This window comes from Burkholderia sp. AU33803, assembly GCF_002223095.1.
Classification (GTDB): domain Bacteria; phylum Pseudomonadota; class Gammaproteobacteria; order Burkholderiales; family Burkholderiaceae; genus Burkholderia.
Genome location: NZ_NKFJ01000005.1, coordinates 531,548 through 545,191, shown reverse-complemented (window position 1 = coordinate 545,191; position 13,644 = coordinate 531,548). Strand labels below are relative to the sequence as shown.

General features: G+C 36.3%; 16 protein-coding genes. All 16 read right to left on the bottom strand.

Translation table 11 applies throughout. The annotated features are described in order from the left end of the window. Positions 1-253: 253 nt before the first annotated feature. The 16 genes from CFB41_RS37450 to CFB41_RS37400 all read right to left on the bottom strand — a co-directional run bounded on the left by CFB41_RS37450 (position 254) and on the right by CFB41_RS37400 (position 13,637). Entirely contained in the window at positions 254-700 is a 447-nt protein-coding gene (locus CFB41_RS37450; RefSeq protein ID WP_144029932.1) for a hypothetical protein, read from the bottom strand. Positions 701-768: 68 nt separating this feature from the next. Next, on the bottom strand, positions 769-1,293 hold the full coding sequence (locus tag CFB41_RS37445) for a hypothetical protein (protein ID WP_144029931.1): 525 nt from the start codon (positions 1,291-1,293) through the stop codon (positions 769-771). A 118-nt stretch (positions 1,294-1,411) separates the two neighbouring features. Beyond that, entirely contained in the window at positions 1,412-2,968 is a 1,557-nt protein-coding gene (mobF, locus tag CFB41_RS14350) for a MobF family relaxase (protein ID WP_089457202.1), read from the bottom strand. After that, on the bottom strand, positions 2,965-3,837 hold the full coding sequence (locus tag CFB41_RS37440; RefSeq protein ID WP_144029930.1) for a hypothetical protein: 873 nt from the start codon (positions 3,835-3,837) through the stop codon (positions 2,965-2,967). Before CFB41_RS37440 ends, mobF begins: the two co-directional genes overlap by 4 nt. 18 nt (positions 3,838-3,855) lie before the next feature. Then, a protein-coding gene (locus tag CFB41_RS14345) for an IS3 family transposase (protein ID WP_089456894.1) occupies positions 3,856-4,982 on the bottom strand; the annotation gives its coding sequence in 2 pieces (ribosomal slippage) (positions 3,856-4,742 and positions 4,742-4,982; 1,128 coding nt in all). A 24-nt stretch (positions 4,983-5,006) separates the two neighbouring features. Continuing rightward, positions 5,007-6,407 carry a type IV secretion system DNA-binding domain-containing protein gene (locus CFB41_RS14340; RefSeq protein WP_089457201.1) on the bottom strand — a complete coding sequence of 467 codons (1,401 nt, stop codon included), beginning with the start codon at positions 6,405-6,407 and terminating at the stop codon, positions 5,007-5,009. An 18-nt stretch (positions 6,408-6,425) separates the two neighbouring features. Further along, on the bottom strand, positions 6,426-6,740 hold the full coding sequence (locus CFB41_RS37435; RefSeq protein WP_144029929.1) for a hypothetical protein: 315 nt from the start codon (positions 6,738-6,740) through the stop codon (positions 6,426-6,428). Between the two features lie 347 nt (positions 6,741-7,087). Beyond that, complete coding sequence (locus tag CFB41_RS14335; RefSeq protein WP_179250045.1) at positions 7,088-9,769, bottom strand: DotA/TraY family protein; 2,682 nt, start codon at positions 9,767-9,769, stop codon at positions 7,088-7,090. 142 nt (positions 9,770-9,911) lie between these two features. After that, complete coding sequence (locus CFB41_RS37430) at positions 9,912-10,388, bottom strand: hypothetical protein (RefSeq protein WP_144029928.1); 477 nt, start codon at positions 10,386-10,388, stop codon at positions 9,912-9,914. Next, entirely contained in the window at positions 10,366-10,884 is a 519-nt protein-coding gene (locus CFB41_RS37425; protein ID WP_144029927.1) for a hypothetical protein, read from the bottom strand. Before CFB41_RS37425 ends, CFB41_RS37430 begins: the two co-directional genes overlap by 23 nt. A gap of 22 nt (positions 10,885-10,906) precedes the next feature. Beyond that, positions 10,907-11,671, bottom strand: coding sequence for a hypothetical protein (locus CFB41_RS37420; protein WP_144029926.1), 765 nt, complete (start codon positions 11,669-11,671; stop codon positions 10,907-10,909). A gap of 8 nt (positions 11,672-11,679) precedes the next feature. Beyond that, a complete protein-coding gene (locus CFB41_RS37415) occupies positions 11,680-12,126 on the bottom strand; it encodes a hypothetical protein (protein WP_144029925.1) in 447 nt (148 codons plus the stop codon). 20 nt (positions 12,127-12,146) lie between these two features. Continuing rightward, on the bottom strand, positions 12,147-12,503 hold the full coding sequence (locus CFB41_RS37410; protein ID WP_144029924.1) for a hypothetical protein: 357 nt from the start codon (positions 12,501-12,503) through the stop codon (positions 12,147-12,149). Between the two features lie 17 nt (positions 12,504-12,520). Further along, on the bottom strand, positions 12,521-12,997 hold the full coding sequence (locus CFB41_RS14330; RefSeq protein WP_089456893.1) for a replication initiation protein: 477 nt from the start codon (positions 12,995-12,997) through the stop codon (positions 12,521-12,523). Then, positions 12,955-13,191: a hypothetical protein gene (locus tag CFB41_RS37405; protein WP_144029923.1), complete on the bottom strand. Its 237-nt coding sequence runs from the start codon at positions 13,189-13,191 to the stop codon at positions 12,955-12,957. Before CFB41_RS37405 ends, CFB41_RS14330 begins: the two co-directional genes overlap by 43 nt. A 155-nt stretch (positions 13,192-13,346) precedes the next feature. Next, complete coding sequence (locus tag CFB41_RS37400) at positions 13,347-13,637, bottom strand: hypothetical protein (protein ID WP_144029922.1); 291 nt, start codon at positions 13,635-13,637, stop codon at positions 13,347-13,349. Positions 13,638-13,644: the final 7 nt, after the last annotated feature.

Genomic DNA, 13,644 nt, shown 5'->3' with positions numbered 1-13,644 from the left:
TGTCAATTGACAATGAATTAATTATTCATATATTCCACTCAATAATATGAGAGAAATATATGAAAACTATAATAATATCGGCTTTTGCTTTGTTGTGGATTGTGCTTTATTTCATAACACCAAATGATATGAGAGACACAATATCATTTGTTATAAATACAATTGAAAGTGCATTTTTTTCTTTTGGTTGTTATTGCATCATACAAAGTAGAGCATCACAAATAAAAAAGCCAGTCAAATGACTGGCAAAAAATTAAAATCTATTTTTTGGTGAGGTCTTAACATTGGTGCTGATGATGGAATCAATGTAATCATGCTCATGAAGAATGCTCAATCTTTCTTGTAATTGAGCCATGAACATATTTGACCAACCTCTTTTTAACTTGCCTTTTTCATTTTTCTTTGCTAGCCTATTCAGTTGATTTTTCTTCACTCCAATTGGCATGGGTTGATTGAAAATAGGCTTCAATTCTTCTTTCACATATTCTTCTTGTTCACCAGCTATCCATTTAGCTAGTGCAACAATGCTGATTCCAATTTTTCCACCACTTTTCAAGTAACTAAAAGGAAGTCTATTTTGACTTCTAAGGTTAGCTTGTTGTCCTACACTTATACCAGTAATCAATTTTGCTTCATCTGGTGTAAGAATCATTCTTCCATTCAGATTGACACCTGCACTTTCAAGTGAGGTCACAATCATTTCAATTATTTCTTTCATAATGAAAAAAGGGACTACAAGAGTCCCTTAATGTGAATGTGTGGTGTTGCTTATGCAGTAGTGGCAGCAACAGGAGTTGCTTTTGCCTTGGGTGCTTTGGTGTTCTGGAAAATGTTATCAATCCATTGAACAAACTTGGGGTCATCTTTCAAGAGCTTTTGACCATCTTCATTCAAAGCTTTGATAAACTCATCTTTACCCAACTTCCACACATTCAGCCAATATTCTTTGGTGGGGCCTTGTGCTTTAACCAAGTCCCTGAATGCCCAAATTTCAAACTCAGAGTCATTGCCAGTCTTGGTCTTGCAAGGTGACACATGAACAATGGTTTTTTCTTCCAGCTTGGGAAGAACAATCAAACCTTCACTAGCAAGAAGATTGGTGAGAATTTGAGGGGCAATCTTTGCCTTTTTGATGGTGTCCACAATGGACTTAGCAGAGCTTTCAACCTTCTTGGTTTCTTCTGCTTGCTTTTGGGCAATGGCTGAAAGCTGTGCCAGTTCTTCACTGGTAGCAGTTCCATTGAGGAACTTCATTTTCAAGTCATTGATTTGCTCAACAGTCAATTCAGCCATTTCTAACCCCATAGAGTGATTGATAAGTGTGGTTGTTCATCAACCAACAAGACTAGTATAGCACAACAACAAAAGTGTGTGATTGAAAGATCGTATCATAGAAAAATACATCATTGATTTATCGTTCAATCTCCATATCTACATTTTTAGTTTGCTTCATATTTTGTTCAATTTCCTTAGCTTCTTCTTTGGCTAGTTGCTCCATCTGGCTAGTAAGCTGTCTATTGAGTTCAGCTATTTGGCATAGAACAGATAATTTTTCAGATTCACCCAATGAGTGAAGTTGAGCTAGTAAGTCAGTGAGTGAATTTCTAATCTGAGCAAGAGACACCCTAATTTGTTGAACACCACCACCACTAGAACTAGGCACATTGGCTGATGGTTTTTTACTGCTAGACTGCTTTTTCTTGAAGTTCTTGTAAGCATCATCAAATTTAGCAGACTTATCAAAGCTACCTAACTTATATGAGGCTACTGCTAAGTTAGCTTTGTTGAGTATGTTTTTATTGAGTTTATGCTCTTGTTTAAGCTGTGGTGTCACATAAGCCTTATTCTCAAAAACTTGATTTCCATATTTTTTGCCATTGGTTTTCTCAATAGTTTCACTAGTAAATAATTCTTTTCTAAGTGAGATTCTATCAATTTTAGAGTCAAAACCTTCTAATATATTAAGAGTGTTGTCAATATCTTTTGAAGTGAATAAATGTTTATCCTTCTTCTTTCTATCAGCAGTGATTCTTAGAACATCTTCAATTGAATATTGTTGAGAATTATCTTTGTAAGTTCTCATCTTCTTAATGCTAGATTGAGACAAGCCATGTTTATCAAGTAAATCTTTTTTCCAATTTTTCACATTTTCTTCAACTGAAATTTCGCTTTTAGCATTTCTAGTTTTTGTCTTAGCATCTTCAATTGAGGCATTAGGGTTATCAGCTAGATACTTTTCAATCTGAGCACTTCTAGTTGAAAAATCTTTTCTAACAGATTCATCAATTCCTTTAATATTAATGGCATAACCTTTACCATGCTCTAACTCATAACCTAATGACTTCATGCCTTGTGCAAGAGATTTCAAAAATGCTGATTCAGGTGCATTGTAGTCCTGTCTTACTTGGCTATCTTCCATTGAATAAAATTTACCATCTTTACCTTGCACATATTGTTGAGTGACTTCATGTGCATGAAGATTCATTTCATTGTTTCTGTTTGAATGATGAGTAAATTCAATGTATGAAATTGCTCTTGCTCTTTCAAAAGATTTCTTTTTTCCTTTTTGATTTCTATACTGCATTTTAGAGGCTACTACTTCCATGCCTGATGCAGTAGCCTTGTGAAACACATCTAGGATTTCCTTTTGATGTTGCTCATCAGCTAGGGCAAAAATGATTGAAACATCTTTTGGTGCTGTAAAAGTGTAGTCCACTCCATGCCTACAATTTCCAGCATTTTTAAGCATCTTTGAACCATCATTAGGATTGAAGCCATTCATCATTCTATTGTACTGTTTCATGGTGACTTCTTTTTCTTGAAGCTTTAATTTTTTATTGATTCCACCTTTTAAGATACCTATTGATTCAATATCTGAGTCACTAGACTTATAGTAGTCTTTTGTTTTTTCATCTTCAAGTGTGTTGTTTTTGAAGTAGTTTTCACTTTTAATATTGGTTGAGTTCATAAGTCTAAGTCATCAAAATCCTGATAAAGTTGTTGCTCTGTTTTTGTATTAACTGATTCAGTGGTTGATTTGGATTCTTCAATTGAATGAAAATCAACATTTCTATTGTCATCTTTTAAAACTGCCTGAGCCACTTCAACACCTTGATTGATGGTTGAAAGTGTGTGAGTTGAGTCGATGGCATCTAGGGCTAAATCTTTAACTATTGCTTCTTTGATTTCATCTTTCTCTTTTGGCGTTTCATGAGTAGTGGTTTGCTCTTTTGTTTGTGATTCAGGCTGTTGATTCATGCCAATCAATTGAGCCATGTTTGAATACTGAGTTTCAAGTTCAATAGATTTCTTTTCAGCCAGTTTTGCTTGTTCTTCTTTTGACATAGTTTCGTTTTTGAAAATGTCTTCAAGTTCTAATTGAAGTTTAGATAATGCTTTATAGGCATCATTGAATTTAGTATTAACAACAACTTCATTAAATTTCACATTCCATGTTTTATATTTCTTCTCATTTTTTAGTCTTTCAATTCTTTTCTTGCAAAATTGTTTGAATGGAATTAACACTCTTGCTGCAACTGGATTGGATACAGTTTTTAACATGATATATACACCTTTGCCATTTGCAGGAATTGGGCCAAGGTCATTTTGTAGAACATGAGGCTCAAAGGGAACAGACTTAGGAACTTTTTTGTAAGTAATGTTATGACCTTGTGAATTATCTGAGCGAGATACTTCACTATGTATTTCATTGTGTGGGCCAATATTATTCTTTATAACATCAAAGTCTTTGTCTGATGGTCTGCATAGTGGCTTATTTTGAAATGCACCTACAAAGTCTCTTTGTAGCTCAGTGTCCCCTGGTATTGATTCACTCATTTTGACCTGCCCCCGGTTTTAGTCCGGACTGCAGTTAGAGTCCGAGGTTAAAAACTGTTGCTTTGCATCGTGCGCCCGGGCGAACTGCACGGGTGTCAGATAACCGAGCGAACTATGAGGCCGCTCGGTGTTGTACTCGATACGCCATTCCTCAATCAGCCGCTTGGCGTGGCGCATTGACACGAACCAGTGCTCGTTCAGGCATTCATCTCGGAACCGCCCGTTGAAGCTCTCGATATAGGCATTTTCCACCGGCTTGCCAGGCCGAATGAACGACAGCGTGACACCGGCTTCGTAGGCCCATGCATCCAGCACCTTACCAGCGAACTCCGGCCCGTTGTCGACCGTGATGGATGCGGGTAAGCCTCGCATCTCCTTGAGCCGCTCGAGCACTTGCTGCACTCGTAAGCCCGGCAGCGAAGTATCGACCTCGATGGCCAAGCACTCGCGCGTGTAGTCGTCGACCACGTTCAGGCATCGAAACCGCCGACCATAGGCCAGCCCGTCAGAAACGAAGTCCATCGACCAGCTCTGATTCGGGCCTGTTGGTAACGGCAGCGGCGTGCGCTCGACAGCCGCAATACGCTTGCGTCGCCGCTTGCGCACGCTCAGTCCCGCCTTGCTGTACAGGCGCCAGATGCGCTTGTGGTTGGCGAAGCAACCATCCCGCTGCAACAGCACGTGAATCCGGCGATAACCGTAGCGGCGCTTCTGCGCGGCGATGGCCATCATCCGGCCAGTCAGCGCTTCGTCGTCAACTCGGCGGCGTGATTCGTAGTGGAACAGCGAGCGCGAAATCCCTACCAGCCCGCAGGCCCGGGTAACCCCCATGGCGCGTTCGGTCATCAATATCCGGACCGCTTCGCGCTTGGCCTGCGGGCTTGCTACTTTCGAGCCAGCAGGTCCTTCAGCGCGGCGTTGTCGAGCATTGATTCGGCCAACAGGCGCTTGAGCTTGTTGTTCTCCTGCTCCAGTTCCTTCAGGCGCTGCGCATCGGAGACCGTCATCCCGCCGAACTTCGCTTTCCAGTTGTAGTAGGTCGCTTCCGAGATGCCGTACTTGCGGCACAACTCCGCCGGCTTCAAGCCAGCTTCGGCTTCCTTCAAGATGCCGATGATTTGTTCTTCAGTGAATCGCTTTTTCATTGCCGTTCCTCTCTGGAACGGACTCTACACCGTCACCGTACTAAACGCGGGGGGCAGGTCAATTTGACCATATCTTTGTTGAAACAATTCAGTTCTAATGCCTGCACTTCTGCCTAAGTCTGGAAGATTCTTAAAATTCACTACATCTATGTATCTACCAAATGAATTAAACTCATCAAGTGTGTAATGGATTCCTGATAATTTATCAGTTTCATAGGCTTTCTTATATTCAGGGTCTAGAACTAGTTTGGAAGTGATGTTCACAAAACTAGCAATAACTGAACTAGCAATATCACCATAGGTCTGATGATTAGCCAGTGCTACAAATTGATACTTTGGTTTCTTGGCATATATCCATTCTTTAATGTCAAAATATTTAGTATTGTATTGCCATAAGTCTGCTAGCATTTTAAGTTTCACAACTGTTGAAACTGTTGATGCTAAAATAGACATTGTTGTTTTTGGGTTTGTCTCATCAATCAAGTAAGAAATTTGAGGGTAAAACTCATCAACTAACTTCTTTAATTTTGCTACTTGTTGATTTTCTAAAAATGTATCCATCCAATCTGAAATTGACCATTTGTCTTTAAATTTATCGACTACTTTTCTAGTGATTGCAATTAAGACATTCACTGCACCATCTTTGAAAAAGTCAGGTTTCTTTGGATTTGGAAAACCAGCAAATGAATACACAAAAAGATTGATTAGTAAATCTCTTTTTGCATCATTATCTGTCCAGATTAATTTTGCATAGTCAATAACTTTTGACTGACCAATCCAAGGGGCAATCAAAACAACTGGTACATTTGCATTTAGCAAGTCCTCAATAAATTCTAGTTTTGGGTCATGCAAGATACATTTTTCTAACATATTTACCCAATGCTCTAAGAATCTTTTGATGAAGACTGTTTTACCTGAGCCAGCTTCACCAACAACAAAAAAGCCAAGTTCTGCTGTTTTGTTATCAAGAACTAAATCAACTCCATCAGTATCTTTTTCTAAAATGACAATACCTTTGCTAGTGTCACCTTGATACTTTTTATATTCTTCTAGTCCATCATTTCTAACATAATAATTTGAGCCATCTTTTTTTATTTCAACAAGATTGCTTGGTTTGTTTATCTTATCAGCTACAAACCATGACAAAGAAGCTATGGCACTTATGTAAGTTCCAATCGCAGTTGTGACAGATTTATACTCACCACTAGCCTTTAAAATTTGTGGTTTTGTGAGTAAAGTTTTGACAGATTCTAGTAGTGGATAGTGCATAATATCTTGCAAAACATAGCCACTAGTTAATAGTAAAATCATTGATGAAACAGAAAAATAAATTAAAAAATCATCAAGATAAGTTCTATATTGTTCTGGTGAAAGTTGATTGTCTGTCTTTCTGGACCTCAGTTTATAAACTCGTTCTTTTTCCATAAAATCACCTCACAAAAATTAATTTTTTTGTTGTGGTGAGATTGACTTTACTGCATCAATTACTGCTCTCATGTTTGAATTTAATGTGTAAAGTGCTTCCTTATATTTTGCCAAATCATCTTTCATTTGATTAATATCTTGGTTGCCAAGTGATAGCAAATTGATACTTTCCTCAATGTTTTTTATTGGGTCTTTTTTGCCACTGAGGTTTAAATATTGGTCTAATGCTTCTTCAACTAATGCTCTTTTTGACTGTCCATCTTTGAGCATTTTTTGCTCGATGGCTTTCATCATATAGGGTAAAACATCAACACTTAATCTTTGAGTATTCATAAATTTCTCCTCTTGTTTTTATTGTTATTGTGAGATAGATTTGTGTACAAATACATTTACTATTTGCTTGTATAAAAATAAGACTTGGTAATAAATGTACTTGTACATTAACTAATATATTGATTTTGTTTGGTTTGTCAATGTACAAAAATTTATTTTGTACATAAGTTTGTACACTCAATGTACAAACATAAAAACCTTGCCCTAGCAAGGTTCCCCAACTTTGCTGATACTGAAAGTATCAGCGTCTTGTCTGCTAAAAAATAGCCTTTGTTGATGTACACTTTTTATTTGGGTGTGAAGGACATAAAAAGAGCCACTAGTTTTTTGCTAGTGGCTTGTATTTTTTACTCTGCTTTTGATTGGCTAAGTGTTTCATCTATTGAATTATTTAGATGGGTTTGCATGGGTGTTGATGAATCAATCTGATGTGCTTGTAGTGCATTAGAATTAATTTGTTTTAGAGTGTCTTTTATCTCACTCTTACTCATGTTTTGCTTACCAAGTTGGCTAGAAACTGATTGATAAATTTCACCAGTTTTGCCTAAACTTGTTCTTGAAATTGAGCCATTTTCTTTGGTTGCTATGCTTTTAGCAATTGCACTTGCACCAGAAGAATAGGCTGTATCAAATGAAGAAATTGTTGCAGAGTTTGAAGCTTTTACCATGTCAGATTTAGACATGAAGGGGTCATTTCTGATAGCAGAAGCTAGGGTAGTTGAGTATTCTTTTCCTGCTTCTGTATGTGAGCCTCCTAGTGCATTGTGTGATTCATTTACAAGTGCCTCAAAGCCTTGAACATCATTTTTTTTCTCCTCATTATTTGGCTGACTGGCAACTAACGATGAGTCTTTAAATGCCTCACCTAGTTCACTAGAAGCATCAGAAATATTGGCTAGTGAATCATCAATTTTTCTCTCTGAAAATTTATTTTGTGCTTCACTCATTGCAGAACTTTCACCACCTGAGCCTTTCTTTTCGCTTGAAGTTGTGAATGAATCTTCCATTGAATCAGCAAAATCATTTACACCTTTTGAACCAGTTTTTGAGCGATTAGCAATGTTACTTGCTGTGTTGGCTGCATTGGTTGTTTGTGATGTAGCAATCACACCAGCAGCAGCAATTTTTTCACTTGATTCACCATAGCCACCACTAGAACCACCAATCCAACTGAGTAATTCATCTGCAAACTTATGCATGTATGACAATGTATGTTTAATAAGAACAAACATTGTTAGCATGTATAAAAGTGGTTCAGCTAATATTCCAATGACTGCACTTATTGATGTTCCTCCTGCTTGTGACATTGAAAAAATATTAGTGTAAATAGTATTTAAAAATTGACTCATCACATTTAAAATTACAATTGATGTAGCCAAGCCAAATATCATAAGAACTGGTCTTAATGTAAGACTGAGTAGCATTTTTGCACCATTGCTTGTGCTTCCTAAAAGTGCATTTCCATGAGGAATTAAGAGTGTAACTATCCATAATGGGCCTACAATTACAGCACCTACAATTGTTCCTATTAAAGCTAAATCCATACCAAACCACATCAAAAATGGTGTGTATGGCAACACATAAGATAATGTAAATCCTAATATAAATAACATTATTACTATTGGTGACATAAGTATCATTTTTAGTGCTGCAAATTTGCCTACCCATATAGCACCAGCAGTTACAGCTATCATGGTAGTGAAAATCCAATCTCCTAATCTTCTCATTTGCATGATTGGATTCTCATTATCTTGAATAGCAAAATTAGTGAGTGAGCTTCCAATTGCTTGAATTGGTTTTTGTAAATCAAAGCCACTTTTTACCCAACCCATAAAGCCACCAATTTCAGTTTGCTTTTCAACTCCATAGTCACCATTTGCAAGTGAACCACCTGTTAAATCTTGAAAGGCAGTCATGTATTTATCAGATAGTTCATCTGATAGACTGGAAGGTAATTTATCAATAGATGATGATTCAGGTGTTGATGATATAGCTGCTTGTGCTCTATCTTGCATGAGAGACAATTGAAGAAACCATGCACCAGCTAGTGCAAAGCCATCTTGTGAGGCTGATTTTGAAACATCTGCAAATGGGTGAGCATTGTTATAGGTAGATGAAGCTGCTTTTCTAACTGTGTCATTGTAGCTATTAATCATTGAATTAACTTGTGACTGAATTTGGTCTCTATTTGCTTGTGTCAATCCTCCACTACCATCAATCATTTGCACTGCATTACTAGCAATTGATTGAGAAGTAGATATCATTTGGTCAACTGCTTGTTGTTGAGCTTGATTGATTGAATCAACTGCACTAGCTGTAAATTGTCCAGTGATTCCTAAGTTATCACCTAGACTTTGACTCACTGAGGCTGAGTTTGTAGTGTCATAAGGCTTTATTACAACTGAGCCACAATAATCAGGTGAAATACCATTACTATTATTGGCATTGCCAAATCTATAAGTTGTAACAGGTGTCACACCATTTAAGCCTATTGTTGTTGACATATTAAAATAGCTAGTGTCTTTGGATACTCCAAAATTCACTGCTCCATCTCCTCCAACTAATGAGGGATTTTTTGAGTAGATGGTATTAAGTGCAACATTGCACATTTGTGCTTTTAATATGTCCTTAGCTAGCTTAGTCACATCTGGATTATTAAAGCTAACTGTTGAAATTTGTGAAAGTGCTGGAACTGATACAAATTTACTCCAAACAGCATCAGCTAAACCAACACCTTGCATTGCACACCAAATAATGACATATTGAATTGGTGAGTAGCCATTGATAACTGGAAGTATCAAAGCACCACCTAATGCACTTCTAACTGGAACCCAGAAAGAGTGAAATTCTTTTCCTAGTGCTTCACCATCATGTGCTGTCATGGTTACACTAGTGAATATTGTGTATGTGAGGTAGATTCCTCCTAATGTGGCTACTGCACCATTCCACATTTCCATAATGCTTGAAAAAACATCACTAGAAGAATCACCATTAATCAAGCCACCGAATAATGATTTAAGAATCACCATAAACTTATCACCATCAACTGGTGTGAAGATATTTGGTAGGGCTGATTGTGCATTTGCACTAAATGAGGCTAGAAAGACTAGCAATAAGATGAGTATTGGGAATTGCCTTTTTATTATTGTTATCATATTTATACCTATATTATTATTTTACTTGATAAATCTTTTCTTGTTCTTTTGCTGCTCTACTGTACAACCAGTTAAATAATCCAATGCTTAAAATGATGGCAACTGCTGATTGCATTACTTCATGGTTGTGAAAAAAGATAGTTGAAATTGTAATGATTGGAATTGCTAGACATTCTAACTGCATAACTTTTCTAACATATTCAGGTTTTGCGATTACAAAAAGCGAATATGTTAGACAAGTGAAATAGAAAAATGTTGAGAAGAACCATGCATAATCACCTAAATACTTGTGGTTGCTAAATGTGTAAGTGCAGGTAGCAGCAAGCAACATAATGAGTGAAAGTCTGTAAGTCCACTTAGAGTCAAACCCATTGACTGCTTTGAATGTGGTTGCATTACTTGGTCTATCTGATAAGTAGATGGTTATTAGTTGACTTTGCTCAGGTGAAATATCTTGTATTTCAATGGATTCACTTTTGTAATTGTTCTTCATATTTTTCCTTTTGTTGTTGTAGTTTTTGGAGTTTGTTTTTGTAGTGAAGTCTTAGAGCTTTCCTTGACAATAATTCACCAATTATGAGAACCAAGGTAAATGGTGCTGTTAGCAAAGTGACAAATACGACATAGAGATAGCTCATTAATTTATCAAAGCATTCACTAGTAAAATCAATGAACATTCTAAGAAGGAAATGGAATGTATCATTGTTTAATTTATATTCTGGATTGTCATTTAATTTTTTATTGCAAAGTGCAATTTCAGAATCAACTCTTTTGATGCAATGTAGAATACTTGTTTCAACAGATTCAGAGTAGTGACCAAATGTAGATTCAAGCTCATCATCTTCATCATAATCATCATTTTCATCAATAAGTCCTTGATGTGAAATATTGTGATTCACTTCAACTGATGGTTGAGTTGTGGTTTTGAATAATTGCTCCATTGATGAGCTTTCTTCGCTGAGTTTGTTCTTTTTAAGTTTGAATTGCATAAAGTCTCCTTTGTTATTTTAATTAATTGATTTTGCATACTGGATAGTAATTAGTTGTCTGGTTTGAACCTCTGGCAACAAAAGTTAAACTTGGTGTTGTAGCTCCATAATCAAAACCTAAACCTTGCACAATACCTTGTGAGCCTTGGAATGATGAAGTGGGAACTAAACCCATTTCAACTGGTGGGTACTGTGTACCATTCCACATAAGAGAGACATATTTTCTTGGGTCATTGTTATCAGTGACATAAGAGATATAGCTTTGATTTCCATTGTTAACACCTGTTTGATAGTTTGGCTGATACTGACAAACCCTTGTAGGTGCTTGACATTGCAAACCTGTCCATTGGTTAGTATTCCAATCCCATGATGGGGTGGCTATTTGAGTTTGACCAGTTGGACAATGTGGGGGCACTGGTATAGCAGTGCATAAAAAATTAACCTCAGTCCAGCCACTATAAGTAGTAGTGCCAAATCTATCTGTTGTGACTGTTTGGTCATACACCACACCACCATTGATTTGCTGAGTGGTATCACTGCCATCAGTAGGAACTGAACCATTTGGATAGTAGCCATAGCCATTACCACCAGTGCTAGGGCAAGCTTGAACTTGGGTTTCTGTATAGACAGTGTTTGGGTCTAATGCTGCTATGTCTGGAAGTGGGCCAGCTTCTGCACCTGTTTGTAATGCCACTGATACACCCAAGCCAGGTAGATTTGTGCTATCTGCTTGTGCAAATGCAGTTGAACTAACTGCTAGTAAAAGTATTGTTATTATTGTTTTCATATTTATTCTCATATTTTTGTTTTTATTGTGCTTGTTGCTTTAATGCATGTGCTGATTGATAATTCAAGATTTAGTTTTTCAAGAACTGGTTCTATTTCAGATTTGCTATAAAATATAATGTTGTGTAGTGTATTTTGAAGCTCATAATTTGGAATAAGTACCTCTGTTCCATCAACCTTAATGATTTTGAATGTTGCATCTTTATCAATATCCTCAACATAAAAGTCACCCTGTACCAATTGATAGCCAAGCATAGAGTAGATTAAATTGATGGAATCAAGATATGTTGTTGTTGATTGACCTAATATTTTGAGTCTGTATTTTGAGCAAACATGCAACACATAAGTTGCAAATTGAAGTCTGTAAAGATGGTATTGTTTGTAATCATTTGACTCAAAAAATCTATTCAATAGCTTATAGCTTGCAATTCTGAATCTTGGTAATCTTCCTTCCATATCTATCCTTATATTTGTATTTAAAATCTGTTGTTGCTTCTATTGCTGTAATGTGGATTACCACAAACATGCTCAAATAATAAATTTTGGGCATAGGTTTGAAGTGAAACTGAGTGAGTTTCAACAAATGAATCTAGGCTTTTATAGACTTGCTGACTATTAGTATTGATGTTCTTTATAAGCTGTGAATATTCTCTTGAAGTGGTTGACTTTGGGCAGTCCATCAAAACATAGACTTCACTTGTAGTTGTTCCAATTTCAACTAACATCAATTCATTTGCTTGTAGAAAATAGTTAATTACTGATTGCTCATCATCAACATCACCAGTTAGCTTTGTGTATATTTGATTTAAAATTTTCATTGCGCTGTGATTCATTTGTATGTCTCCATTAGTTATTTAAGGTCTGATAAATCATATCTAGTGTCATTTATACAAACAGTTACTAAGCCTGAAAGTGGGCTAGCAACAGTGCTTGTGTAATCTGCTTCTAATTTAATCTTTTCAATCAATGAGTCTCTAATAGACTGATAGTAGTTATATTGTCTGGATTCAATTTTTGAGCTAACAGGGGTATCAAGCTCATAGAGGTAATAACCTTGAAACTTGGTAAGCTCAATGATGATTGTTGGCTCGATTAATTTTAATTCTTTATAGAGCATTTGAAGTGGCATTGATGAATCAACTTCTAGTGCTATGTAGAAGTGAAGCATTTGATTAAGCTCTACATATTTATAATGAAGTGCTTGCCACTTGTCTTTTAGTGATAATTCATTTTTGTTGATGCCACACTTAACTAATTCAGTTTGATGTTTAGAAAATCTACTGATTACTTTGTTTGTGATAATATTTTGTGTTTCAAGTTTTTCCATAGGTTTATACCTTTATCTATTGTTTGTTTCATAGAGTCATTTAGCAAAAATTCCTCACTTTTGAAAATGAACGCATTGTGTGTATGTGTGAATGATTTGCAAAGATTGATAAAAGAGTGATTTTTTGGATAACCAGAAATTTCTTTTTTATCAATCTTTGCAAACTCAATCATATCTTTTTCATCTTTGAACATTTATTCCTCTTAGACATGATGGGTTAGAATGTAAAACAGGGCTACTACTATACCGATGAATAAGCTAGCTAGTAAGATTCTAGTGTTTCTTATGTAGCTGGTTAGCATTTCACCAGTGTTGATTTGTTTTTGCTTAAATTGCTTGGTGTCATTGTTCATTTTTTCCCTCTTAGTATATCTTTTAGTGATACCTCAGTTTTTGAGAAACTAAATCCAAGCTTCTTGTCCAATAGAAGTTGAATAACTGCATGGGTGGAAGCAGCAATTGTTGCTTCAATAAATTGCTTTTCAGTGACCTCTGTGTTTAGCTTCTGAGAGACATAATCAAAATAAGTATCGTCTAATAATTCAAATATGTGGTTAGCAAGGAATCGAGAAAAGGCTTTTACTGCTTCATCATCACCTGTTTCTTTTGCTATGTTTGATAGCATTGTGATGTTTGACATAAATATT